22 protein-coding genes, 1 other RNA gene and 1 pseudogene are annotated in these 24,453 nt (G+C 40.7%); 10 read left to right on the top strand and 14 right to left on the bottom strand.

Annotated features, from left to right (window positions below; translation table 11 throughout):
• Window positions 1–20: 20 nt before the first annotated feature.
• Complete coding sequence (locus FTU22_RS12630; RefSeq protein WP_180094763.1) at window positions 21–1,859, bottom strand: extracellular solute-binding protein; 1,839 nt, start codon at window positions 1,857–1,859, stop codon at window positions 21–23.
• A 26-nt stretch (window positions 1,860–1,885) separates the two neighbouring features.
• A complete protein-coding gene (locus FTU22_RS12625; protein ID WP_180094761.1) occupies window positions 1,886–5,224 on the bottom strand; it encodes a LysM peptidoglycan-binding domain-containing protein in 3,339 nt (1,112 codons plus the stop codon).
• A gap of 206 nt (window positions 5,225–5,430) precedes the next feature.
• On the opposite strand from FTU22_RS12625, the gene dnaQ reads away from it, so the two are divergent.
• The 3 genes from dnaQ (at window position 5,431) to nudC (ending at window position 9,382) form a co-directional block, all read left to right on the top strand.
• Window positions 5,431–6,834, top strand: coding sequence for a DNA polymerase III subunit epsilon (gene dnaQ, locus FTU22_RS12620; protein ID WP_111885856.1), 1,404 nt, complete (start codon window positions 5,431–5,433; stop codon window positions 6,832–6,834).
• A 128-nt stretch (window positions 6,835–6,962) separates the two neighbouring features.
• Window positions 6,963–8,609, top strand: a complete 1,647-nt coding sequence (locus FTU22_RS12615) for a chemotaxis protein (RefSeq protein WP_078192930.1) — start codon at window positions 6,963–6,965, stop codon at window positions 8,607–8,609.
• Window positions 8,609–9,382 carry an NAD(+) diphosphatase gene (gene nudC, locus FTU22_RS12610; protein ID WP_180094759.1) on the top strand — a complete coding sequence of 258 codons (774 nt, stop codon included), beginning with the start codon at window positions 8,609–8,611 and terminating at the stop codon, window positions 9,380–9,382. The genes FTU22_RS12615 and nudC overlap by 1 nt, the downstream gene beginning before the upstream one ends.
• Before the next feature lie 85 nt (window positions 9,383–9,467).
• Here nudC and FTU22_RS12605 read toward each other — a convergent pair whose 3' ends face one another.
• Genes FTU22_RS12605 through FTU22_RS12590 form a run of 4 tightly spaced genes read right to left on the bottom strand, consistent with a single transcriptional unit; the run spans window position 9,468 to window position 12,523 of the window.
• Window positions 9,468–10,340, bottom strand: a complete 873-nt coding sequence (locus tag FTU22_RS12605; RefSeq protein WP_180094757.1) for an alpha/beta hydrolase — start codon at window positions 10,338–10,340, stop codon at window positions 9,468–9,470.
• Between the two features lie 25 nt (window positions 10,341–10,365).
• Window positions 10,366–11,064 carry a BON domain-containing protein gene (locus FTU22_RS12600; RefSeq protein WP_180094754.1) on the bottom strand — a complete coding sequence of 233 codons (699 nt, stop codon included), beginning with the start codon at window positions 11,062–11,064 and terminating at the stop codon, window positions 10,366–10,368.
• A gap of 60 nt (window positions 11,065–11,124) precedes the next feature.
• The gene (locus tag FTU22_RS12595; RefSeq protein WP_180094821.1) at window positions 11,125–11,532 is read right to left on the bottom strand and encodes a YraN family protein; all 408 of its coding nucleotides are present in this window, start codon (window positions 11,530–11,532) and stop codon (window positions 11,125–11,127) included.
• Window positions 11,533–11,578: 46 nt separating this feature from the next.
• Window positions 11,579–12,523 (bottom strand): penicillin-binding protein activator, encoded by a 945-nt coding sequence (locus FTU22_RS12590; RefSeq protein ID WP_180094752.1) that lies wholly within the window; start codon window positions 12,521–12,523, stop codon window positions 11,579–11,581.
• 10 nt (window positions 12,524–12,533) lie between these two features.
• On the opposite strand from FTU22_RS12590, the gene rsmI reads away from it, so the two are divergent.
• Together rsmI and FTU22_RS12580 are read left to right on the top strand one after the other, a co-directional pair.
• Window positions 12,534–13,376, top strand: coding sequence for a 16S rRNA (cytidine(1402)-2'-O)-methyltransferase (rsmI, locus tag FTU22_RS12585; RefSeq protein ID WP_078189168.1), 843 nt, complete (start codon window positions 12,534–12,536; stop codon window positions 13,374–13,376).
• Between the two features lie 104 nt (window positions 13,377–13,480).
• Window positions 13,481–13,903 carry a hypothetical protein gene (locus tag FTU22_RS12580; RefSeq protein ID WP_180094750.1) on the top strand — a complete coding sequence of 141 codons (423 nt, stop codon included), beginning with the start codon at window positions 13,481–13,483 and terminating at the stop codon, window positions 13,901–13,903.
• Window positions 13,904–14,016: 113 nt separating this feature from the next.
• On the opposite strand, the gene FTU22_RS12575 is transcribed toward FTU22_RS12580, so the two are convergent.
• The 3 genes from FTU22_RS12575 to ubiH all read right to left on the bottom strand — a co-directional run bounded on the left by FTU22_RS12575 (window position 14,017) and on the right by ubiH (window position 16,890).
• Entirely contained in the window at window positions 14,017–14,265 is a 249-nt protein-coding gene (locus FTU22_RS12575) for a hypothetical protein (RefSeq protein ID WP_078192934.1), read from the bottom strand.
• 175 nt (window positions 14,266–14,440) lie between these two features.
• Window positions 14,441–15,685, bottom strand: coding sequence for an FAD-dependent monooxygenase (locus FTU22_RS12570; protein ID WP_180094748.1), 1,245 nt, complete (start codon window positions 15,683–15,685; stop codon window positions 14,441–14,443).
• Window positions 15,682–16,890 (bottom strand): 2-octaprenyl-6-methoxyphenyl hydroxylase, encoded by a 1,209-nt coding sequence (gene ubiH, locus FTU22_RS12565; protein ID WP_180094747.1) that lies wholly within the window; start codon window positions 16,888–16,890, stop codon window positions 15,682–15,684. Before ubiH ends, FTU22_RS12570 begins: the two co-directional genes overlap by 4 nt.
• Window positions 16,891–17,078: 188 nt before the next feature.
• Between ubiH and FTU22_RS12560 the strand changes: the two genes are divergently transcribed.
• Entirely contained in the window at window positions 17,079–17,246 is a 168-nt protein-coding gene (locus tag FTU22_RS12560; RefSeq protein ID WP_180040712.1) for a hypothetical protein, read from the top strand.
• A 524-nt stretch (window positions 17,247–17,770) separates the two neighbouring features.
• Window positions 17,771–18,445 (top strand): HEPN domain-containing protein, encoded by a 675-nt coding sequence (locus FTU22_RS12555; RefSeq protein WP_180040710.1) that lies wholly within the window; start codon window positions 17,771–17,773, stop codon window positions 18,443–18,445.
• A gap of 100 nt (window positions 18,446–18,545) precedes the next feature.
• Here the strand turns inward: FTU22_RS12555 and pepP are convergent, their stop codons facing one another.
• Window positions 18,546–19,868: a Xaa-Pro aminopeptidase gene (gene pepP, locus FTU22_RS12550; RefSeq protein WP_180094745.1), complete on the bottom strand. Its 1,323-nt coding sequence runs from the start codon at window positions 19,866–19,868 to the stop codon at window positions 18,546–18,548.
• A gap of 131 nt (window positions 19,869–19,999) precedes the next feature.
• Window positions 20,000–20,617, bottom strand: coding sequence for a UPF0149 family protein (locus FTU22_RS12545; protein WP_180094743.1), 618 nt, complete (start codon window positions 20,615–20,617; stop codon window positions 20,000–20,002).
• 64 nt (window positions 20,618–20,681) lie between these two features.
• On the opposite strand from FTU22_RS12545, the gene FTU22_RS12540 reads away from it, so the two are divergent.
• The 3 genes from FTU22_RS12540 (at window position 20,682) to ssrS (ending at window position 21,805) form a co-directional block, all read left to right on the top strand.
• Window positions 20,682–21,233 (top strand): hypothetical protein, encoded by a 552-nt coding sequence (locus FTU22_RS12540; protein ID WP_078192940.1) that lies wholly within the window; start codon window positions 20,682–20,684, stop codon window positions 21,231–21,233.
• A gap of 2 nt (window positions 21,234–21,235) precedes the next feature.
• On the top strand, window positions 21,236–21,523 hold the full coding sequence (locus FTU22_RS12535) for a cell division protein ZapA (RefSeq protein ID WP_168378082.1): 288 nt from the start codon (window positions 21,236–21,238) through the stop codon (window positions 21,521–21,523).
• Window positions 21,524–21,622: 99 nt separating this feature from the next.
• Window positions 21,623–21,805, top strand: a non-coding RNA gene (gene ssrS, locus FTU22_RS12530) — 6S RNA.
• Window positions 21,806–21,958: 153 nt separating this feature from the next.
• Here ssrS and FTU22_RS12525 read toward each other — a convergent pair.
• From FTU22_RS12525 to FTU22_RS12515, 3 genes and pseudogenes are all read right to left on the bottom strand, one after another.
• On the bottom strand, window positions 21,959–22,423 hold the full coding sequence (locus FTU22_RS12525; protein WP_180094741.1) for a hypothetical protein: 465 nt from the start codon (window positions 22,421–22,423) through the stop codon (window positions 21,959–21,961).
• 85 nt (window positions 22,424–22,508) lie between these two features.
• Window positions 22,509–23,709 (bottom strand): annotated as a pseudogene (locus FTU22_RS12520) (YncE family protein).
• A 259-nt stretch (window positions 23,710–23,968) separates the two neighbouring features.
• Window positions 23,969–24,445, bottom strand: a complete 477-nt coding sequence (locus tag FTU22_RS12515; RefSeq protein ID WP_180094739.1) for a type I secretion C-terminal target domain-containing protein — start codon at window positions 24,443–24,445, stop codon at window positions 23,969–23,971.
• Window positions 24,446–24,453 lie beyond the last annotated feature (8 nt).

Below are 24,453 nucleotides of genomic sequence, written 5' to 3'. Positions count from 1 at the left end.
TCCCTGTCATTCATTAGTATTTATTGTTGGCGCAAATAGTTTGCAACTTTTTTCGATTGCGCTTCATTACTCCACCAATAGTCAATCCCAACAGAAAGTTTAGGTTTGACATAAGGCTGCTTATACATATGCCAATAGGCAAACCAGTTTTCACTTTGCCCAAACATTGGGATTTGATAATAACCCGCTCTGAGCAGGCGGTCTAAAACACGCGTACGAATAATCAATTCTTCCCGATTTGGAGCATTGATCACCTGTTGAATGAGCTGATCTATTACAGGATTTTTAATCCCTGCGTAATTATAATTACCCACTTGGTCAGCTGCTTGACTGCCCCAAAGTTGAGCTTGCTCACCCGCTGGAGTGAGCGATTGAGGCATTTCATCCACGATCATATCAAAGTCAATATTTCGCATCCGCTCGGTGTATTGCGGTCCATCTACTTGTCGCAATAGCACCTGAATACCTAAACGTTTCAAATTTCGTATAAATGGCATTAAGGTTCGCTGCAAATCTTGTTGCTGAATCAAGATTTCGAATTTCACAGGCCGAGATTTTGCATCCACCAATCGGCCGTCTTGATAAAGATAACCCGCATTCAATAACAGTTGGCGTGCATGCAGCAGATTTTTTCGATTAAATCCACTGCCATCAGAAACGGGATATTGCCAATTGGATAAGACCCCCTGTCTTTGAATAGGATCAAGTTGCGATAACATCGGTTTTAAAATATCCAACTCTTGGATAGAGGGTTTCCCCTTCGCTTCTAGCACACTATTACTAAAATAACTCTGCAAACGCTGATACTGCCCATAAAATAATGCTTTATTTTGCCATTCAAAATCATAAGCATAGGTTAAAGCTTGTCGAAAGCGAATATCACTAAATGGCGCACGACGAGTATTAAATACGAGACTTTTTGTGGGAATCGGTCGTTCATGTTTAAAGCGATATTTGACAATTTTACCGTCTTTAAAAGCAGGAAAATTGTACGCTCCCACCCAATTACGTGCAGTCTTTTCCTCATATAACGTAAATTGACCTGCTTTAAAGCCTTCAAAGGCTATGTCTGGGCTGCGATAATATACATATTTCAGATGGTTAAAATTATAGCGACCACGATTGACGGCTAAGTTCTGCCCCCAATAGTCAGGATTTCGCTTGTAGCGAATACTCCTACCTGCATCGATCGTCTCAATCGTGTAAGGGCCTGAGCCTAATATGGGCTGCAATGTAATTTGAGTAAAATCTTTTTTTGCCCAATCTTTTTTGGAATAAATCGGCATTTGCGCCAAAATCATGGGCAAATCAGTATTATGACCAGATTTAAAACTCATCCTCACCTGATATTTAGATAAAACATCTGTTTTGTCCAAATCCGCTAAGTACATTTGTAGACCGGGATTTGATTTAGTTTGAAAGGTATCAAAACTAAATTTAACGTCTTCAGCAGTGAGTTCAGAACCATCACTAAACCGTGCTTTTGGGTTTAAATGAAAAATAACAAAATTAGTTTTTTTCGGGTCAAATGTCACCTTTTCGGCAAGCAATGGATACATCACACCCGGTTCATCTAAAGATGAACTCATCAAGCTATCAAAAAGATAATTGATACCTTCAACAGAACGCCCTTTTCCATTCATGCTGTTTAAATTATCAAAACTCCCAATACTCGAGGTCGTGATAAATCCCCCTTTATTGGCAAGAGGATTGGCATAGGGCATTGCCTGTAATTGATGATATTGAGGGCTACTATGTATGGCAAGAAAAGGCGTGGTCTGCAACGCAGCCCACGCCCCTGTTGAAAGTATGCTCAAAGTCACACCAAACACGTAACGCGAAGTTGAAGCAGAATACATTCAACTTAACTCCTTAATGTTTGGACTCAGTTTGGTACTTTAATGACTTCACCAATACGTAACTGAGCAGACGGTTGTATATCATTCATTTCAGCAAGTTTTGATGTATCAAGTCCATAACGGCTTGCTAAACCAATCAATGTATCGCCCCGTTTAATACGGTATTCACTGATAGTTTTAGGGACTTGTAAATTTTGACCGACACGCAGTCCTGCACGGGGGTTCAAGTTATTTAATTCAGCCAATGCTGCCACAGTTAAACCTGTCCGACTAGCAATCGAATTTAAAGACTCGCCTGATTTCACAGTATAGCTTTCAGTATTTGCTGGTCTCACATTGCTCGTAGAGGATTTAGCTTCCGTTTTTTTGGTTTCAGTTGCTTTACTAGCTACATCAGCAGGTAGTTCACCATCTACTTTTAAACGCTGCCCTACACGAATCGCACTATTGGTATTTAGGCCATTTAATTCAGCTAAATAACGTAATTGAAGATGATATTTCTTCGCAATCACACCCAATGTTTCACCTGATTTCACCACATGAATATCGGTCGCATCAACGGAATTCGTTCGTGTATTGGTTTTGCTTTCAATTTTGGTCGCCTCAGCTTTGGTTTCTACTTTAACCGGTGCGACATCACCTGTTAATTTTAATTTCTGCCCAACGCGTAGACCAGAACTACGCTCTATACCATTTAAATTTGCGACATAGTCCATGCCTAAATCATAGCGACTAGCAATGCCTGTCAGTGTATCGCCAGACTGCACCACATATGTATCCGGAACAGTTGAACTTGCAGGAACTTTAATGCTTTGCCCAGCCATCAGCCCACTATTTACCGACATATCATTTAGACTCGCCAATTCTGACAAACTGATTTTTGACTGCGTCGCAATGCTGTAAAGCGTATCACCACGCTGCACTTTATAGCTTTCAACTTTATACGCAGGATCAACTTTGACATTTTCAATGCGATTCACGACTTTGCTTTCGAGCTTCTCAACTTTGCTCTCTGCATCTGCTATAGATTGTAATGGCACATTAATTTTTTGCCCAACCATCAAACTACTGCCAGCCGTTAAACCAGTTGTTAAATCTGCCAACTCCTGATTTGACAGCGCATAACGATCTGCAATGAGTTTTAGATATTCACCACGTTTTACCGTGTAGGATTTGGTTTGAACTTTTGCAGGTTTTTCGACAACTTGAGCTGCTTTCTTGTCAGCTTCCAATTTTGCTTTAGATGCAGGCGTTTCTTTTAAGGATAATTTCTGCCCAACATATAAACCACTCGTGGTGGTTAAACCATTGTAGTCTGCGAGTTGCTTCGTACTTAAACCAAATTGACTCGCAACAGCTGTAAGACTGTCATTTGCTTTCACCACATAGCTATCTGCAATAGGCTTGGCTTTCGATTCTTCATTATTTTGCACAATCGGTTTCGCATCATATAAATAGATGGTTGTACCGACATACAAGGTCGAATCTGGCGAAATTTGGTTCCAAGCTGCAATATCACGCCAATTCACGCCATTTTTCATCGCGATCAACGCTAATGTGTCGCCCGCCAAAACTGTATAAGTACTGCGTTTACCTTTAGGTGGTACAACTACAATTTCAGAATCTGTACGAATGACATTTTTACCTTGGTTGCGTTTGGCTTCTTCGGAATCTGCACCTGTATTTTCAGCCACGCTTTTCGGGTAAGAGAACCCTTTCGTCAGTTCTTTACCTTGTTGGTCTGCAATTGACTGACTGGTCTGAATCGCAGTCAACTTAATCTTGCCATCATAAGGATCGACAATTTCAGTGCCTTTCGGCGCAATAGCTTTAATTTCCTGAACGACTTCTTCTTGTTCTGCTTTAGTCGCTACTGGTTTTAATACCTCATCTATTGTTTTGGTCTCACCTTCAGCTTTAATAGCCGCCATGATTTGCTCACGCTCATTTGCGCTGAGTGGTGGCTCGACAGACACGGCTTTCACAGGAGTCGAAGGTGTTACAGCGACTGGTATACGCGGCGCACTTGGAATATCACTATTCGATGCAAAAGCAGCCAAAGCAGATGATCCTATTGGCGTTTTGCCTTTCGTTCCTGATGGAACACTCGGCGTTACCGTTGCAGCGACTACAGGTGGTTTGGCAGAAGCTGTCACTGTCGGCTGTGTTTTAAGCATAGGTGGCGTCACTTTAGCGGGCTGAATAGTTTTACTATTTAATTCCGGTGGAGTAACACGTGACGGTGTTATTTCAACATTATTTTTTGGTAAGTTATAAGTTGAATTACTTGCCCAATAACCTGATGAACCACCTGATTGTAATTTCTTCAAACGTGCATCGACTGATGGACTCACATCCGCAGGAATTAAAATCCGCATTGGGCTACTGCTGTCAATCACATCGCCACGATGCCCGGGATTTAGTGCATAGAGTTCTGCACGGCTTAAACCGGTAATAGATGCAATTTCATTTAAATTTGCAGGCCCTACAGCCACTTCACGAAAGTGTGGACGGTTGGCAATTGGCGGTAAACTTACGCCATAGGCACTTGGATTTTTAATAATTTGAGCAACAGCCAAGAAACGTGGGACATAGTTCATGGTTTCTTGGGGCAGTTTTAGTGACCAATAATCCGTTGGCAAACCTGCCGCACGGTTACGGTTAATCGCCTGTTGAATGCGGCCCGGCCCTGCATTATATGCAGCCAAAGCCAATTCCCACGAACCGAACTGGTTATGTAGCGCACCTAAAAACTCATACGCTGCACGCGTTGATTCCACTACGTCACGACGACCATCATACATTGAGGTTTGTTTTAAGCCGTAAATACGTCCAGTACTTGGAATAAATTGCCATAAGCCTGCTGCGGCTGCACTTGAGGTTGCTGCTGGGTCATAAGAACTTTCAATCACTGGTAATAACGCCAACTCAGTCGGCAAACCACGACGTTCTGCTTCTTTAACCGTGTGATATAAATAACGGGACGCACGCGCACTTAAACGATCAATATATGGTTGACGTGAGATAAACCAACCACGCTGCGCTTCAATTCGCGTATCCCAGTGGTTCAAATCCATTTTGAAACCCACAGTCATACGCTTCCAGACATCACCATGCTTCAGCACTAAAAGGCGATCGCCTTCTACGGCACGCATGTCTGTTGCAGAAAGTAAATCTTCGAGTGAATCTAAACTATTGGCATCGAGAAAGTTTGAGCCAACTTGTTTACTTGCTGAGTTCTGCTTAGTCGTTTGCGATGAAGAACAGCCCGTCAGACCAAGAGCTGCGAGCGCAGAACCCAAGACTGTAAATTTAAAAATTTGTGGTAACGTAGGCTGCCAGACAGTCGCAGTTGATTTATACATAAAAAAATCCAGACAACTCATATAAAATTTATTTTTTAGATATGCCATTGTAGTGAAGCAGAATACAGACACAAGGCGTTAATTTAACGCTATTTCAGTATAAATGTTACAAGAAATTAAAAAAATCGCTAGAAATGGATTTCTCCCCGTCATTTGCGTTATACAATATACGGTTCTGAATGCTCGTTTTTCTCCGGATTTGATTTATGTCTCAAACAATCACGCTTTATGTTGATGGTGCATGTAAAGGCAACCCTGGCTTAGGGGGTTGGGGGGCCTATATCATCCGTGAAACTGGAGAAGAAAAACTCTGCGGCGGCGAAGCTGAAACCACCAATAACCGTATGGAATTGACTGCTGCAATTGAAGGCATTCAACACTGTCCGTCCGATGCAAAACTGATTATTTGGACAGACTCTAACTATGTCAAACAAGGCATTACCGAGTGGATTCATGGTTGGAAAAAGAAAAACTGGAAAGATGTTAAAAATCCAGATCTGTGGAAATTACTGGATGCAACTTGTCAGGGTCGGGAAATTGAATGGAACTGGATTAAAGGGCATGCAGGCCATCCGGGAAATGAAATGGCCGATCAATTGGCCAATCTAGGCGCAGAAAAAACCCTCGAACACATCAAACAAGCGGCATCATCTACAGCTGAAGCACCTAAAAAAAAAGCTGAACCTGACTGGCTATTAAATGATCCATTTGGACTTGAATTTGCTGATAGCGAGGATGAAGCAGAAGAAATCTCAGCCGAGTCAGCTATTGACGCAGAGCAGATTGATGACATTACGATAGAACAACAAGCAACAGACACTGCTTCAGCGTTGAATGAAGCTGCCCCTATACAGTCTAAGCAAGCTGCTGAAATCCATCCAATGATTGTCATTACACCAGCAACTGTCGATGTATCTGGCCCACGACAATTAATTTTGGATACGGAAACCACAGGTTTCTATTTCCAAGATGGCGACCGTATTATTGAAGTCGGTGCAGTGGAAATGATTAACCGCAAACTGACCGGTAGCTCAATTCATATTTATATCAACCCGCAAAAACCTGTCGGTGAATCTGAAAATATTCACGGAATCAGTGATGACTTTCTAAAAGACAAACCACTGTATGCTGAAATTGCTGATGTCTTATTTGACTATCTAAAAGGCGCAGAAATCATTGCGCATAACGCAACCTTCGATATGAACTTCCTTGATATGGAGTTCAAACGTGCCGGTTTTGTGGCCTTATCTGAAGTTTGCGAAGTCACCGATACCTTGGCTATGGCCAAAGCCAAGCATCCAGGCCAGAAAAACTCACTCGATGCATTAGTGCGTCGTTACGAAATTCCACAACGTGACCGTACCTTCCATGGTGCCTTACTCGATGCGGAAATTCTGTCTGACGTATACTTAGCAATGACGGGTGGTCAGGTATCCTTTGATATCGATGCCCTGACCCACTCGCAAAATGAAGATGGTTCGCAAACCCGCGCCGCTGTTGAAATAGATTTACCAGTGATTTTACCTTCAGCAGATGAACTTGAAGCCCATGAGACATGGGTCAAACAATTTGAAGAAAAACATGGTACACCTTGCCTTTTTGCGAAATAAAATCTAAATTTCGTGTTACTTTTTGTATATAAACAATTCTTACATACGCTATAGTAAAACCATAAACATGGGCCGCCTTAAGGGGCGGTTAATAAACAAGATAAAACATCTAGGAAAGGTGCAGATACATGTCTTACCAAACCTCTATCCATTTTGATCCAACGGCTTTGCTGATAATAAAAAATGAGGTTGATAACTCAATCAAGTTAGTCGAATCAGCAGTCAGCACCTTAGTTGAAGATCAAACTTTACCTTTCGGGATTGATGATGCACTGATTCAATTTGAACAATGTGCTCAAGTACTAGCTTTAGTTGATATGCCAAGTTTGGCAAAAATCGCTCAATATTCAGCAGAGTTAATGCGCAAGATCATGGGGAATCCTGCGCAAATTAACACTCAAGATGTCATCGCACTGAGCGAAGGCACGACCATGCTGAAACGCTACATCGAATTTATCTGCCTACGTGAAGTTAAAATTCCACAATTCCTGCTGGACAGTCTTAATCGTCTAGAACTATCTTTAGGTAAACCTCTAACGTCGGAAGGCCAACACATTGAGTCCCTACTCGATTGTATTACTCCTGACTTTGACCTACCTCAAGCTCCTGCACTTGAAAAATCAAAATACGTTCACCGTCTGTATAAGTTGGCGTTGAATAAATTGATTAAACAAGAAGAAACTGAGCTGGATCTGCAAGCGATTAAATTGGTCGGTGCGTATTTAGCAGGTCTTTCAGACAAACATCCAAGCAAACAATATTGGAACTTGGTTTTTGTTGCGTTTAATCAAATTGATCAAATCTTAATTACCGATGCTCGCTTACGTACCTTGGTGAGCATTGAGCGCAATATGGCTCAATATTTTGCAGGAACTGAGCGCTTTAAAGCATCCATTTCTGATTTAGCCAATGTCTTAAGTCTAAACATTAGCCAAGAAGATGACATTTCTCATCATATTCGTGGCAAATTAAATATCGGTGAAGACCTTCTTACCGACACCCAATTGCAAGTTTTCAGTCGTCATTTATATGGTCCTGACTTCGACACCATGCATACCATTGGTGAATTGGTTACGACTGAAATGACGCAAATTCGTAATGATATTGAATTTAACTATCAAAATATGACGCCTGAAAAAACCCAAGAACTTCAAGCGAAATTAAACGAATTGGCAAATATTTTCAAAGTCTTGAACTTAAATGAAGCGTATAACGACCTGTCGCGTCAAGCTGCGTCATTAGGTAATGCTGAGATTTTACAAGATGAAAGCTTTGCCCAGCAGTTGATGAACAATATCTTGTCTGCCATGAACTCGATTGGTGTGCTTGAGCGTCATCACACTTCTAGCCGCTTACAACTTCGTGTGAATAATATGAATATTTCACTCGACCGTTTAGATGAAGCACACGCTGCTCTGTTAAATGAGACCAAGGTTTTAATTGATGCTGCTAGCCAATCTTTGGTTCAGTATTTACAAAACCAAGATTTGACACAACTTGAAGCGACTGCAACTCAATTCCGTGAAATTGGTGGTGCAATGTTGTTCCTCAATGCAGATGCAGCTCAAAATGCACTGAACTCAACAGCTCAATTCATTTTGAAACGAGTTGAATCTTCAACAGCGATTGAAGCAAACGAAGTGAATCAAGCATTAGATTCATTGGCAAGCGCAGATATGTTGATTGACAATTTAAAGAACAAACAACCTGTTTTACAGGGCATGTTTAAGGTAGCATTGGACAGTAGCGAAAAACTGAAATCAGCAGCAGCCTAATGTCTAAATTATCACTTGCGTATATCTTCAAACAACAGCAATTGCTGGTCGATGAAAACTTTCAACTTCCCGAAGTTGAACAACTCGCAAGTGATTTAAATATTGGCACGGGTGATCAAGTGATTGCCCGTGATCTATTTGAAAATGAGCCAATTCCTGAAGGCTTACAGCTAATCCCTATTCGTCAGCTTTTACAACTTTGGAATGTTCAGCAATTTGAACAAGCCAGCCGTGCTATTCAACTCTTAGAATGGCGCCGTAATCATAAATTTTGTAGCCACTGCGGTACTGCAACTCAAGTCCACGCCACAGAATATGCTATGGTTTGTCCCGCTTGCGGATATCACCAATACCCTCGTGTCAATCCTTGTGTCATTACCGTCATTACCCGTGGTGAAGATGAAATTTTATTGGCAAAAAATGCAAAAAATGTCCGTGCTATGTATGGACTGATCGCAGGTTTTGTTGAAGTCGGTGAAACTCTAGAAGAAGCAGTTCGTCGTGAAACTGAAGAAGAAGTTGGGCTGAAGGTCAAAAATATTCAATATCTGGCAAGCCAACCTTGGCCCTTCCCAAGTAATTTAATGATCGCCTTTAAAGCAGAATATGCTTCAGGTGAGCTTCAATTACAAGAAGAAGAAATAAGTGATGCGGCTTTCTTTAAATTTGATGCATTACCTGAAATTCCGTTCAAAGGAAGTATCGCCCATTCGATGATTATGCATGTCATCCATGGTTCTGCTGTTGCAGATGACACCGAAGCATGGTTATAAGTAGCTATTTTTAGTAAATAAATCATGCAATAAAAAAACCGCCATACTTGGCGGTTTTTTATTTTCAATCATTTAACTAAAGACATTAAGGTGGACTAATTTCATCGAGTACACGCATGATTTCAGCTTTGGTTTTAAAGAAGCGACTAAATAGACTCGAAACTGAACCAATCATCGTGATGTGCCCAACACGAGGGATTTGAATCAATTGACTATGGTTGCCTGAGGCTTTTAATCGACGATCAAAATCTTCACTATTGCTATGGCCAACGATATTGTCTTTATCCGCAGTGAATAGATAATGCTTCACTTGATTGTGCTCAACAAAATAATACGGCATCACTTGTTGATACGGTACATTTTGATCAAAGGCATCTGCACAAATCGGATCACCTTTATAATCAAAATGATATGGCCCTGCCAATCCCACAATTGCACGAATATTCTCTTTCACTTGTAGCTGATAAGGCGTCGGATGATACAGTGCAGACATGACATTAAATGCCCCTGCCGAATGTCCCATTAACACCACATTTTCCACTTCAATCTGCAACTTATGCTGAGACTGCGTCAAATAGTTTAATGCAAGGCTAAGATCATCAATTGAAGCCGGAAAAATATATTCAGGTGCGAGATGGTAATTGATGACAGCAACATCGAAGCCTTCTTTGGCAAAAGCTTCACCAATGAATCCATAGTCCTTTTTGTCACCATGCATCCACGCTCCACCATGTACAAAAACGATGAGTGGACGTTGCTGACGAGGTGCTGACGTGCGATACAAATCTAGGCGATGGCGCGCTTTTAGACCATAAGGGATATTGTGTTGAACATGATATCCTTGTTTGGGTGTCAGTCGATTTAATGCATAACTGCCAAAATCATATAACCGAAAATTTCGGTATAAAGATTTAGCCAAATCCATTTTTTGCTGAAGCCGCAGAGACCATTGATTCATATTTTACAGCATCATTTCCGACATTTTATTGAGCATTTGGATCGACAGCATCCGGATCTATCGCTACAGGCGTTTGTACTTCAGGTTGCACATTGCCTACAGCAGGTGTGGTGTAACTTGAGTAAATTGAACGTGCCTGTGGATTTGGGTTCTGATCAATATTATCGATTAAAGTGACAATTCGCGTTACATTACCCACTTGTTGCAAGATTTGATTTAAGTCTGTGATTTCCGCACTGTTTAAACGGCCCATCACATAAAGAACAGCATCTTCAGTATGAATGTGTACTTTGCTGTCAGATACCACAGGCGCTTTCATAATCAAACCACGGGTATTCGCAGTGACCGCAGTATCTTGCATGATGGTGCTATAGCTGATCTGATTACCCACTGTAATATAGTTATGTACAGTTTTGACATCACTCATTGAACGGACATTTTCTTCTGCCAATTCTTTCAAATGATTATCTGGCACTTGCCCAGTCAATAAGACATTGCCATGAAAACTTTCAATATTGACACGTGACTGTTTAAAACGAGTATCTAATTTATATAAGTTAATTTTTGCTGTTCGAACAATGGAAGAGTCAATAAAAACTTGTCCCAATGAGCGTGCGCCGCTTTCAGTTCCTACAGGTGCTGATCCTGTTCCATTCGAAATAAAACTCGCACAGCCAGATAAACTTGCGACACAAAGCATCATTATTGCAATACGCTTAACCACTCAGCACGACTCCTCAAATTTCCACTCGTATTTTTCTATGCATTTACACAGTTTGTTTTATCAAAGATTAATCAACTCTTGATCAAAAGTAAAAGCATTTTCAATCCATTGCTGATGATACGGGTATTTAGAAAAGTCTTGCTGTAGTGTTTTTGCAAAGTGTTGATAAAAATCAAAACAAATTGCATCAAAGCGACAATAATAATTTTGAAAATGTGACTGTTCATTTAAAAAATGCAACGCAGTCTTCATCATCTTACGTTGTTTGTGAATTGAGATACTTTCGATGGCTTGGGCATAACGGGTATTCGAACGGGCTTTAACTTCGATAAACACCAATTCTTGACCACGCGCAACGATCAAATCAATTTCACCATAACGACTATGATAATTCTGTTGCACCTGTACATAGCCTTGCTGCTCAACCAAATGCAACGCTTGCCGTTCTGCCCACTGTCCCAGATTCATCTGTCCTATATTCATCTGCTCTAAGTTTAGCTGCATCGTTTCATCCCTAAAGTGAGATCGCTACGATGCCTTTTTTACTTCGCTCATAGCAGTGAGGAACACGCTGAATATTGTTTTGACTAATTTTGATTAGTCCTGTTCGCCCCTGAAATTCAATGCTTTTTAATTTCGGTTCTTGCAAATATTGTTTTGCGATATGCCATGTGTCTCCGCCAAAAGCTAAAAGACGTTGATATGGCATATCTACTGGGTTTTCCTCATAAGCTCGGATCAGGTCAGGCCAACGCGCGTCATGCAATGCAGGTGCATCACAAAATTTCAGCCCTACAGGAATGGGCTTTGTGGCTTCAATCGCATTGGCAACGGTATATAGTTTTGCTTTAGGTAGTTTTTTTTGACTGTTTAACCATTCATTATTGCCCAGCAACAGCACCCCTTGATTTTTGTCCAGCTTCGTTGGGAACTGTTCAACCACTTGAATCGGCACTGAACTTTGGCTGATTAAGGACATGAGCAATAATTCATGTTCTGCCTCAGTTGCAGGCTGACGTAACACTAACACTTGCGCTAATTTGTCTTTTTCGAAGACTTTTTGGAGTGCTAAAGCATCATCACGTTTTGATAGACTGTACTGCCAGACGTTTGGAATTTGGCTCGTCGTTTCATTTAAAGCCAACACGCGGACTTTAGGCTTTGCTTTTACAAGTGCTTCAACATCTTGGCGTGCTAAAGGGCCAATCACCAATTGAGTTTTTTTATTTACCTGTTGCTTCAATATCGCAGCAATTTGCTTTTGATTTGAATCTACAAACTTAATGGGCACTTTGTAGTCTGACGATTGATATGCGCTATTGAAACCTTGCTTAATACTGGATGCAGCTCGCGCCATAGGGCCAGATTCAGGTAGAATGACCAAGACGTCTGCCTGTGCAGCAGTAAACAGACTGCTTAAAAGGCAAAGACCCAAAATTTTGTTCTTATTATCCAACATGGAGAAACCTATGAGTGCTCAGTTATTTGTTGTTGCAACTCCAATCGGGCACTTAGATGATATTAGTTATCGTGCAATTGAGGTATTGAAGTCGGTTAAAATTATTGCCGCCGAGGATACACGAACTTCAGCACAATTACTTAAACATTTTAGTATCAATACGCCTTTAACCGCCTGCCACGACCATAACGAAAGCAACAAAATAGACCAGCTGATTGAACGCCTCGAAAAGGGTGAAAATATGGCGCTGATTAGTGATGCAGGCACGCCATTAATCAGTGACCCTGGCTTTAAACTGGTTCGTGCTGCACAAGAAAAAAATATTCGTGTCATTCCTGTGCCGGGTGCCTGTGCTGCCATTGCAGCTCTCAGTGCTGTCGGCCTACCCAGTGACCGTTTTAGTTTCGAAGGCTTTTTACCTTCTAAACAGTCACAACGTCTTTTAGCACTCGAAAAACTGAAAGACGAAACTCAAACCATGATTATTTATGAAGCGCCGCACCGTATTGTGGATTGCCTAAAAGATATGTCGAATGTCTTTGGTGCAGATCGTCCTGTGGGCTTTGCACGTGAAATTACCAAAACATTTGAAACCATTAAAAAAATGTCTTTGGGTGAGTTGGTTCATTTTGTCGAATCTGATCACAATCAGCAAAAAGGCGAAATCGTTTTGGTAATTGGTGGTGCGACCGAAGAAAAAGACCTAGAGCAAGAAAAGTTAGACAAATTGCTGACGCGTTTACTTCAAGATTTGTCCGTTAAAGCTGCCTCTCAGTTGGCTGCAGATTTAACTGGGATTAAAAAGAAAGTGGCCTATCAACGTGCTTTAGAGCTAACCCAAGCGAACGATTAAGCTTAATTTTTTTTATTTTTAATTTGAACCGCTTATGGGACCTACGGGTTCCATAAGCTATCCCATACAATAATTTAAATAGAATGAAAAAAGTTGCTTATAACATGTCCATAAATCTGTCTGTCAAAAAACCGCTGGTGTTCATTCTCTTTAATCTGGTTTGGCTCACGGCCCTTGCACATATTATTTATACTGGCATTCAACCCTATCCGCACTATATTAGTGGCGAGCAAATGACGGCCGATCATAGCACGATTGCGATGGTCTGTGGATATTGTTCCCTCTATTTTATAGTCGGTAATTTACTGAAACTGAGCCAATTTTGGGATAGGCATCGCTATTGGGCTTATGTCGTTTTGGGTGCGGTATTACTTTTTCAATCTTTTGTCGCTGCTGTGGCGGCCATGCATGCACCGCCGTATATTGCTGCATTTATTATTAATTGTATGTTTTTGCTTTTACTGCATTTTGTGTTCTATCCTATTTACGCGATCAGTCGTAAATATATGAAGCCAAAGACGGCTTAAAATAACTTCACAACGTCATAACTAAACATGCTTAGTTAAAAAATGAATGACGTGCATCATCGCACAAGCGAATGAAGCAAAAAAAACACCACATGACGTGGTGTTTTTTCATTTTAATCTTTTGCCGATTCGTCTGGAGGGACTTCGGTAATACGACCACCACGCGCTAAGAACGCAGCAACTTCATCTTCAAGCGCCTGACGTTGTTTTAGTTTTGCAGTCACTGTTAATGTTTCAGCTTCAGAGGTGTCATCATCAGAGGCAGAATCAGCTGCGTCACCTGCACCTTTTTCAGCTGCTTGTGCTTCATCTTCATCAACTACTGAATCTTCTGGATCATCATAATCGTTCATATCAGTCATTGTGTTCTCCCCGCGAATGACTTCTGTTTGCCAGCGAATGGCTGGTTTTAAATTAACAGAAATTTAGCAATCTCTGAGCATTTCGACTAGTACCCACAATCAAAAAATCGTATCTTTTTTAATCAAAATCGTAACCTTGTTTATACGACTGTCTAAAAAAATATCTGACTTTGACCTAAGCTGCGTAGATTGTATCTTTTAAAATACTCAGACCATTGGCTTGAGCCATAAATGCATCTTTAAGAACAGTCTGATTTTCCACTTGTTTTAAACCAAAGTTTCGCGCCCACACCACAGGAGAAAAAGTTGTGGTTTCTAACCAACCAATCGCGGACATACTATGCATCATGGCATCGTTTTGCCCTTTACGGCGGTGTTCATAGCGCTTCAAACTTTGTTCATGTGCCCACACACCACGTTTTTTATCGGTCAAAAGCACATCGCAAAGCACTGCTGCATCTAAACAGCCAATATTCACGCCTTGTCCTGCAAGTGGATGAATCACATGAGCCGCATCACCAATCAACGCCAGACCATCATGAACGTATAGCTGCGCAGCTCGTGCCTTCAATGGAAATTTGGCACGTGGTGTTGCTTCTAAGACTTCACCGAGCATGTGATGACTTTCTCGAGTGAGCAACGCAGTAAATTCAATATCGGATAAAGCCACATATTCATCGGCGTAATCATCTGGTAAGGTCCACACAATGGATTGCCAATAACCGCTTTCCTCTTTTTTCAGACTCGCCATCGGCAAAAATGCCAAAGGCCCAGTTTCTAAGAAAATTTGACGCGCTACATGCTGATGCGGTTGGACGGTTTTAATTGCACAGCTCACACCGGCTTGTTTATAGTCCAGCACATCTAGATCGATGAAAGCTTGCTCACGAACAAATGAGTTTGCACCATCTGCACCTATCACCAGTTTTGTTTTGAGCTGGGTACCATCTGCGAGGTGAATGATCCACACACCAACGCCGCGCTCAACTCGACTGACCTTAACCTGGGTTCGGTAGTCTTCGAGTTGTTCTAGCATTTTTTCTTGAATGGCTAAATTCAATACGCTTGGTTCAACCATTGAACCTAAAGCTTGCTCAACTGATGGTGTTTGCTCTGCAACATGACCAAAATTGATTTCTCCATAGCCATTTTTATTCCACACCTGCATGCCTGTATAAGGCTGTTGACGGGCAAGTTTTTCCCAAACGCCCACAGTCTTGAGTAAATGAATGGTGGCTTGACTGAGCGCCAAAACCCGAGGATTCGCAACATTTTTGGTTTTTTCTACATCCAAAATAGGTGCCGCATCCAATACCGTAGCCTGCACACCGCCTTGCGCCAACAGCAATGCCGTTAAGCCACCGACCAAGCCACCTCCGACAATCACGGCATCCAGTACATCTGTATGATTTAAACTCATGCTTTTAGCCCCATTGCATAATTCGCGACCAAAGGCTTGATCCCCGGAATGGTGTCAAAGGCAACTAATCCAGTATTGCGAATCAATTTTAAAAATGGATTCTGGTTACTAAAACCACGAACAACTGAATCACAGAATTTAATCACCCGCTGCTGATCGGTCAGGCGCGATTTTTCATAATCAAGCAACATAGCTGCATCACCCAGATCTGCATTTTTTTCAACTTGCTCTGTTAAATAACGGCGCAGTACATAGGCATCGCGCATACATAAGTTAAAGCCCTGACCAGCAACTGGGTGAATGGTATGGGCAGCATTTCCCATGAGCACTACACGTCCAACTGCTTGTTTCTCTGCAAGTACTTGCGACAACGGGAAGCTGAAACGTTTACCAGTTTTTTGGAATTTACCGGCACGGTCACCATAGGTTTCTTGTAAAGCATCTAAGAAGTGTTGATCATTTTCATCACCCATCCACTCGCCTTCAGTTCCTTTGGGAACAGGCCAAACCACTGAGCGACGGTATTCACCTGGAAGTGGCAGCAGCGCTAGCGGACCAAGCGGACTAAAACGCTCGAAACCGACATGACCATGCGGTTTAGAGGTTTGTACTGTAGTGACAATCGCCACTTGGTCATAATCATGCACCGATGCGCCAATACCTAAGGCTTTACGGCAGAATGAATCACGGCCATCGGCGGCAATCACAATTTTAGATTGTAGTTTGAGCTGTTCTTCAGCACGCTTTGCTTCAATATAGGCATGGTCTGCATCCTGCGTCAGCGAAGTCACTTGTACGCCGTCAATTAATTCAATGAATTGTTGTTTTTTGACTTCTGTGAGCAGCACACGGCCTAACCATGCATTTTCAATAACTTGTCCAAAGCTTTCGACTTTTTCTTGTTCTGCTTTGAGTCTTGCCTTACCAAAACTGCCTTGCTCTGTAATATTCACCTCTAAAATAGGTGTGGCGTGTTCCTGCAAAGCATCCCAGAGGCCTAGTTCTTGATAAATTTGCACCGTACGGCGTGACAAGGCGCTATTTCGTGCATCAAAACTCGAGTGATATGGAGCAAGGTTTGCATCATCATAATTGGGGTATTTGATTGCTTCGAGTAGCTTTACGCCAATCTTTGCTTTTGCCAACATCAGAGCCAGACTCAGTCCGACCATTCCACCACCCACAATGATGACTTCTTGCTGCATGCGTGTTTCCTTATCTGTTGTATTCGATTCGAGTGTCGAAATACGTCATTTATATATTGGATTTATCTTACATCATGACTCAGTTTTTTGACATTGTAATACACGCTCTTGTTGTAGTTTGTGAGGATTGAGCGATGCTTTTAAATCCTGTGTGATTGAGTAACCCCATACGCTCATCACAATCCAGAATGGAATCATTAGAATTGAAAGATACGCACGCCATGTGGCTTTTATGCCATATTGATATGGCTGCGGTCACTATGTTTTTTGCACAGGCAATGGATATTGCTTTAGTCGCACAGTACGTATATTTCGAGGTCAATAAAATAGAAAATGCAGCATTACAAATAAAATAAAGTAAAAATAGTAAAGAAGCCATATAGCACATCAAATTCATGGGGATGACAGAGAAACCAATTTGTGCTCTTCAACCATGGAAAAACCATGAAATGCAATATGCAAATAATGAGCATAGTTAGGCTAAGAAAAATTATCTGTTTAATTTTTTCTGTGCGTGTATAACTTGAGCTGAAGTTTGTCATCTTATTCTCTTCTTTATTATGATGGCTATTCAATCAGACATATTATCTACTTACTTTACCTATCCATGAAATTTAATAAGCCATTGAATTGAGGATATAAATAAACATATAGATCTCAATAAAGAAAAAAACATTTTGGTTTGTACAATTGTTGGTTTTTATGTCGGAGGCTGTGCTCTCCCAATATTGATTTGTCTTTGACTTTTATCATAGTTCGCAAATAGACCCAAAGACTATGAGACATTCAAGAATTCAGACCTTATTATTTTCTCAATGATTATATATGTTATTGTATAGCAATAATATTTAAATAATTCAGTCAAAATATTTGGATCAATATGAGTCAAAAAATATTACAACGCTATGAACAACTACTAAACGATTCTGCTTCTATCAAAGCTATGGCAAAAAAAGCTTATTCAGAATATAGTGGAAGCTATGATACGTTGGGTGATGAGGGTGATGCTCTTTACCTTGAATGGAAAGTTAAAGTTAAAAATCTATTATTGCTATCATGTGGTGAAAAATCTATTCATTACCGTGATTTTTTAGATGCTGAAGAAACTCAAAGCTTTGATACTAACACTAGAATAATCAGTAGATTAATTCCAATTTTGAAAGCAGCATATGATGATTTTAAAAATGGTTTTTTAACTTCTTTCAAACAAATCGTTCAAGCTGAAGTTTTTGATAGTGAATTAGAGCAAGCACGGTCGCTCTTAAATAGTGGTTATAAAAATTCAGCTGCTGTGATTGCTGGTGTAGTTCTAGAAACCGCAATTAAAGAACTATGTTTAAATAATGAAATAGAATTAGAGAAGAAAAAATTAACACGATTAAATGAAGACTTAGCAAAAGCAGGAGTTTATAACCCTCTCCAACAAAAACTCATCACAGCTATGGCTGATATTCGAAATAATGCAGCCCATGGTAACTATGATCAGTTTACAGAGGAAAATGTTCACAGAATGATTGAGGATATCGAGAGGTTTTTACTAGCTTACTCTTCATAAAACTATCAGATTTACATAGAAAAAAATTAATTAACATAAAAAAACTCTTGTACGCAAAAAAAGCCGATCAACTGACCGGCTTTTTTTTATTCATTGCAAGTTACTGCGCCATCAAGGCTTCAATGTCTTCCACCGACTTGACCACTGCAGCTGTTAAAACACGTGGACCTGCTTTAGTTACAGCCACATCATCTTCAATACGAATACCGATACCACGCCATTTCGCATCAACGCTTTCATCATCAGGCGCAATATAGAGCCCCGGTTCAACCGTTACAACCATACCTTCCTCATAGGCACGCCATTCACCGTCTTGCTTGTATGAACCGACGTCATGCACATCCATACCAAGCCAATGACCCGTACCATGCATATAGAATTGGCGGTAACTTTCTTTTGCGATGATTTCGTCAATATCTCCTTGCATAATGCCAAGATCCAATAAACCTTGAACTAAAATACGTACAGCAACATTATGTGGTTCTTTATAAGAGTTGCCGATACGCACAGCATCAATCGCCGCAATTTGTGCATCGAGTACGATATTATAAAGTGCTTTTTGTTCAGGGCTGAATTTACCGTTGACTGGGAAAGTACGGGTAATGTCTGAGGCATACAGCTCATATTCACATGCTGCATCAATCAGTACCAAATCACCATCTTTGAGTTCTTTGTCATTTTCCACATAGTGCAAAATACAGCCATTTTCACCGCCGCCGACAATGCTGTTATAGGAAGGCACACAGCCATTTTTACCAAAGACATAATTCAGTTCTGCTTCTAGTGCATATTCCATCATGCCCGGTTTAACCGTTTGCATGGCACGAGTATGCGCTTCTGCTGAAATATCCGAAGCAATCTGCATCAATTCAAGTTCATCATCAGACTTATGCAAACGCATTTCATCAATAATACGATCTAGTTGAATGACTTGAGCAGGCGCACTTGCACCCTTACGTGATTCACCACTTGCTGCCGAAATCCACTGCGCCACACGAGCATCAAAATCTGGTTGCTGCCCAATACGGTAGAATAATTTATCTTTATTTTGTAATTTTTCTAAAATTTCTTCATCAAGCAAATCAATGGCATAAGCTTCATCGGCTTCATAATCTTCTATAGCCCCATCTACACCCGCACGGTAGCCATTCCAAATTTCCATTTCACGGTCACGTTCACGGCAGAATAAACTGTAGCTATAACCTTCTTCTTCGCTATCAAAGGTTTCAATCACTGCAACCGCTTCAGGTTCAGCAAAACCTGTTAAATAAAAGAAACTACTATCAGCTCGAAATTTATAATCTGCGTCGCGATTACGCATGGCTTCTTTGCTCGTTGCAATAATTGCGATGCTGCGTAAGCCCATTTCACCTGCAAGGATGTCACGACGTTCCTGAAAATCTGCTTGAGTTAATTTCTTCATTTAAATACTTCTTATACCTGCTGGCTGATATTGTTTAAATTTTGATTCAATTGAATATGAATCTCTCAATCTATGTGAGGCATGTATAAAAACACGTAATACCTCACATAGATATAAGCAAAATTAATGCCTTAGCTTGGACGATGTGGGGTGAACATTTCAACCACATTGCCCACTTGAGCCGATGAATTTTTAGCGCTCAGTTGTAGCAACGGTGTTTCTGAAACATCAACTTTGGTACGTCCCATAGACAGGCTCACTGGGATTAAACGAACAAATTCGTATAATTCCTGATAGCTTTCTTCACCTTCTTCATCATCATCTGAATCTTCAAATTCTACTGAAGCGACATCCTGTAAATGCTCAATCAATTCTTGTTCATTGGTGCGCAGATGACCTGCCGCTAAACCAAAACCAAGAACAACACCTGCACACCAATCTGCCAAGGCTTGCACACGCTCACCTAGCAAGTGATCATCATCTGGTAATAAAGGAAGATAGTCGAGTTCATCATCTGAAAGTGAATGAGCTACATCTTCTGCTTCTTCAGTCAACAATGCCACCGCATCTTCGTCTAATTCAGCTACATCAAGCGTTGCTAAAATTTGTTGCCACTCTTCACGACTTGGGGGTTGTGACACACAAACTATACCAGTGAGTAGACCGTGTAACTCACTTGGGCTTGAAAGTTCTTCAATTTTAGAAAAATTCTGGGACCAATCTGACCAACCTGAAATATCGTCTTGCATTCGCTTATCCAATCTCTATACTTCGTATATATTACCTTTGTTTGCAAGACTGTGCGACTACGTTATGTTAGAAGAATTACAGCGTCTCCAAGCGCATATTAGCGTTTTAAAAAAGCGACTGGCGCAATTTGAAAGCGAAAATAATGCCCTACAAGATGAGAAAAACTCGTCTGATGAGCACCATCATGCTCAAATTGTACATAAGAACGGTATTATCACCTCCAAACAAGAAGAAATTGATACGCTGAATGAGCAATTAACTGATTCACGTGCTCAACTTCAACAGCTGAATACTGATGCAACTGCTTTGGCTGACCGATATAGCCGTCTTGAAAAAAGCTGTACTGATCTAAAAAATCGTTTTCAAGAAATTTTGGCAGAACGTAATGAGCTACGTATCGTTAAAGAAAAGATGCAAAATGAACAGCGTCATGCTCAACAAGAAATTCAAGGTTTGCAGCAAGAACGTGAACGTTTATTACAAAAAAATGAACATGCCAAAGCAAAAGTTGAAGCGATTATTCAACGTTTAGCTATTTTAGGTACAGCTCAAGATCAACATGCGCAAGAAATTCAACAATTGGCACATCCGACTGAAAGTAATGAGGAAGTTTGATCATGAGTGAACAAATTGCAGTTGATTTAAAAGTTCTAGGTCATAGTTTCCGTTTAGCAACGACTTCTGACCAACAAGCCGATTTAGAACGCGCAGCACAATTACTGAATGACAAATACGATGAATTTCGTCGTAAAGCACCACGTATGGAACCGAGTAAGCTGATCATTATGGTCGCACTTGAATTAATGCAAGAAGTCCTGTCAATGAATAAGAGTTTGCAAGAATATGCAAACTGCGAACTTTTGTTGCAAAATATTTTGGAACAAGTTGAAGAATTGACTGATTAATCGGTGGTTTAGTGATTATACTTTGCCCGATTGCTTCATTTTAAACACATTGTCAGTGTTTGGTGATTTGCCAATAACGCTGAATTCGTTATACTGAGCACATCTCTGAGGTGTTCGCCAGCTAGGTCTAATCCCCTGCCGATACTTAAACTTATGGATGTGTTCTGTATATTCTGAGCGTATGCCCTCCTCGAGTGGGAAACCCAGCGAGTGTACGTCGCGTCCACCTTGAACTCATCGGGTTCAGGGTCACGACATTTGCAGCGGCATCTTCGGAGTGTTTATTTTCAAAATCCTTATTTAAATTACAAGCATTTGATTTAAAAAACATTTTTTAATTTACTATTCTATTTCCGTGCCACTCTACTTTTGTTCTTCACCTTAATTATTTCATTTAAGTTTGGTTAGTTTAAAAGTTTATTTATTCAAGTTAATTCATTTTTTGAGTTGTTCCAGTTTAGCTAACTGTCTATCCAAAGCTCTGTCCATTTCAGGAAGTATTTGTCGTAAATATTGAATTGATGAAATGGCTTCATCCAATTTCACGACGCCTTTTTTAACCAAGTTATATTGTTGCTCGAGTAGAGCGAGTACTTGATTTTGATTCGGCTGCTGTCCCTGACTCATCAGCGTGTTTATTTGCTGCAATTGTTGATATACCTGTTCACGTTGCTGTAATAGCTCAGAGTGCGTTTCACTGTCGAGTATTGATTGTTTGGAATTAAAACTTGAATGCTGCAATACATTTTCTATAGTTCGCTCTGAACGTATTTCAGACACTTTTTGTTGATCTAACGGTAGCTGTTCATGAACCTCCTGCTGCTTTGGTTTTAATAACTGAATCATCAACAATAAAATCAAGCCAACCACTAACCCGATAACAATCCATTTCTTATACATGATTCAATCTCTAAATGTTCTTCAATTAAAAAATTCAGAGCCGATTTGACTCTGATTTTTCCATTTTCTTTTGATTTAAACTGTTTTACTGACTGCCCCATCCTGCTGGTGCATAACCTAAACGAACACGCTGTGGGTGATTGCCAACTGGAACTGTGATGACTTTTTCACCTGTTGCAAAATCAATCACGGTTACTGCATCTGTGGCACTTTCAGAAATGACACAACGCTTACCATCTGGACTTTGCGTTGCCCAATACGGTTTGCCTGCAGCAATCAATTTCGCCGCGGTCAAAGTTTTACGATCGACGATGGTGGCATAATCATCCATCGTTCCTGCAACACATAGTTTTTCACCATCTCCACTGATCGAAAGCCCATGATGACGGGAGTCATTCACCCATTTGGTGCGATCAGAGGGAATAGTTGTACTTCCCGGAAGCTGTGCAATGCGTGTGACTTTGTCTTGATTGAGATCATATTCGACCAAGCCATTAAAAAATGAGACTTGTGCATAGATTTTGGATTCGTCTTTACTAAATACAATCGGTCGAACTGAGTTAGACAGGTCTTTACGTCCTACGGCATCTAAAGCAGGTCTAAAATCGATTTTTTTTGAGGACTTTATAGCTTTGAGCATCTGCGATCGTGATGTAGCGTTTGCCTTTGGTAAAGTCTTGCCAAGATGCATCCATGGCTGTTTCGACATTACCAATGGCTGAATTTAAGATTTTAGTACCGTTGGCAAAATAGATATTTTCATGTGGCTTATCTCCTGTGGCAAAGCGCCCGAGTTCCTTGCCTGTGTTGATATCGAGTATATGTACGACATTCCCTGAAGATGCTGAAACAGCAACTTGTTGCCCATCGGGTGAAACCGCCATATGGTCTGCGCGAAATCCTTCAACGGGTGTGCGCCAATTGATTTTTCCTGTTGCTATGTTAATCGAGACTACATCTGCAAAACTTGGGCGTGATGCAACTACCGATTTGCCATCTGGTGTGGAATACATGTCATCGACCAATTGATCATTTCCCTCTCCTGCTGTATTACGAATATAGCTATAGGCGATCAATTTTACTGGGTTAAGGTAAATTTCAGTGAGCCGTTCTTTTTTGTCGGGCACCATATTGATGACACCAACTTTCTGATAGTTTTTTGCAGGATTGATGACTGTAACCGTACCATCCCAGTTATTGCCGACAAAAAAGACTTGCTGGCTATTGGGTGGAACGGGTGCAGTGGTTGTCGCTGCGAAAGTAAGTGGCGACACCGCAACCGTCATACAAAGAAGTGTCCTGATCCAGAAATTCTTTTTCATTTTTATTGTCCATTAATTTGTTTTTATGCATACCTTTTGAGCTACGTCATCAGATAAGTGTCGCTTTTTAAGCGCAAAGAAAGCTTATTCAATATACAAGTGTAGATATAGCGTATTTGTTTTAATTCCGATGAGTTGTTAATTAAAAACCAAGTCTTCAATCTGCATTCACTTTTTGGGAAGCAAAAAAAAGCACCCGAAGGTGCTTTTTTAGTTCATCAAATTATTTACTAATAATTTGATTATTGTTGATTAGGTCATCTAGTTCGACTTTGCGCGTTTGATTGAGCAAGACTACAAGATCTTGTGATTCATATTCCGTACCTGATGTGCCATCACGGTCAATTGAAATCACAGCTGAATCAGTTTCTTCGTCATATTCTACTGTTACAAACTCTGCGAGATTCGCTTCAGTTGCATCGTCAGAAAGTAATGAAGATATATCGATTTGGTCAGCAATAGAAAAATCATTTACTGTTGTTAATGTATTACCGCCCAAATTGTCGTTTGCGAGAAGGTCGAAAACAATATCACCAATCAGTAAACTTTCACTTTCTAATGAGAACATCGCAAACGATGCTGTCGCAGTCACTGTATCCTGAATAGGAAGCACATTGTTACTGTTTCCTAACTCTGTTTCGAGCTGGGTTGTAAGTACATTTACATCTTGAATTGAGGTTTCAGGGACTGTAACTTTCACTACAAAAT

It is taken from the genome of Acinetobacter sp. YH12076, assembly GCF_013419525.1.
GTDB classification, from domain to species: Bacteria; Pseudomonadota; Gammaproteobacteria; order Pseudomonadales; family Moraxellaceae; genus Acinetobacter; species Acinetobacter amyesii.
This window is presented reverse-complemented; position numbering and strand designations above follow the sequence as displayed.

Excerpts from the sequence above, each read along its gene's own strand:
- FTU22_RS12595 (WP_180094821.1), bottom strand. The coding sequence starts at position 11,532 with ATGAATCTGGGACAGTGGGCAGAACGGCAAGCGTTGCATTTGGTTGAG.
- FTU22_RS12570 (WP_180094748.1), bottom strand. The coding sequence starts at position 15,685 with ATGAGTTTAAATCATACAGATGTACTGGATGCCGTGATTGTCGGAGGT.
- dnaQ (WP_111885856.1), top strand. The coding sequence starts at position 5,431 with ATGTCTCAAACAATCACGCTTTATGTTGATGGTGCATGTAAAGGCAAC.
- pepP (WP_180094745.1), bottom strand. The coding sequence starts at position 19,868 with ATGAAGAAATTAACTCAAGCAGATTTTCAGGAACGTCGTGACATCCTT.
- FTU22_RS12525 (WP_180094741.1), bottom strand. The coding sequence starts at position 22,423 with ATGTATAAGAAATGGATTGTTATCGGGTTAGTGGTTGGCTTGATTTTA.
- FTU22_RS12555 (WP_180040710.1), top strand. The coding sequence starts at position 17,771 with ATGAGTCAAAAAATATTACAACGCTATGAACAACTACTAAACGATTCT.
- nudC (WP_180094759.1), top strand. The coding sequence starts at position 8,609 with ATGTCTAAATTATCACTTGCGTATATCTTCAAACAACAGCAATTGCTG.
- FTU22_RS12630 (WP_180094763.1), bottom strand. The coding sequence starts at position 1,859 with ATGTATTCTGCTTCAACTTCGCGTTACGTGTTTGGTGTGACTTTGAGC.
- FTU22_RS12545 (WP_180094743.1), bottom strand. The coding sequence starts at position 20,617 with ATGCAAGACGATATTTCAGGTTGGTCAGATTGGTCCCAGAATTTTTCT.
- FTU22_RS12575 (WP_078192934.1), bottom strand. The coding sequence starts at position 14,265 with ATGACTGATATGAACGATTATGATGATCCAGAAGATTCAGTAGTTGAT.
- FTU22_RS12605 (WP_180094757.1), bottom strand. The coding sequence starts at position 10,340 with ATGAATCAATGGTCTCTGCGGCTTCAGCAAAAAATGGATTTGGCTAAA.
- FTU22_RS12580 (WP_180094750.1), top strand. The coding sequence starts at position 13,481 with ATGTCCATAAATCTGTCTGTCAAAAAACCGCTGGTGTTCATTCTCTTT.
- FTU22_RS12590 (WP_180094752.1), bottom strand. The coding sequence starts at position 12,523 with ATGTTGGATAATAAGAACAAAATTTTGGGTCTTTGCCTTTTAAGCAGT.
- FTU22_RS12535 (WP_168378082.1), top strand. The coding sequence starts at position 21,236 with ATGAGTGAACAAATTGCAGTTGATTTAAAAGTTCTAGGTCATAGTTTC.
- FTU22_RS12540 (WP_078192940.1), top strand. The coding sequence starts at position 20,682 with ATGTTAGAAGAATTACAGCGTCTCCAAGCGCATATTAGCGTTTTAAAA.
- rsmI (WP_078189168.1), top strand. The coding sequence starts at position 12,534 with ATGAGTGCTCAGTTATTTGTTGTTGCAACTCCAATCGGGCACTTAGAT.
- FTU22_RS12560 (WP_180040712.1), top strand. The coding sequence starts at position 17,079 with ATGGAATCATTAGAATTGAAAGATACGCACGCCATGTGGCTTTTATGC.
- FTU22_RS12615 (WP_078192930.1), top strand. The coding sequence starts at position 6,963 with ATGTCTTACCAAACCTCTATCCATTTTGATCCAACGGCTTTGCTGATA.
- FTU22_RS12625 (WP_180094761.1), bottom strand. The coding sequence starts at position 5,224 with ATGTATAAATCAACTGCGACTGTCTGGCAGCCTACGTTACCACAAATT.
- ubiH (WP_180094747.1), bottom strand. The coding sequence starts at position 16,890 with ATGCAGCAAGAAGTCATCATTGTGGGTGGTGGAATGGTCGGACTGAGT.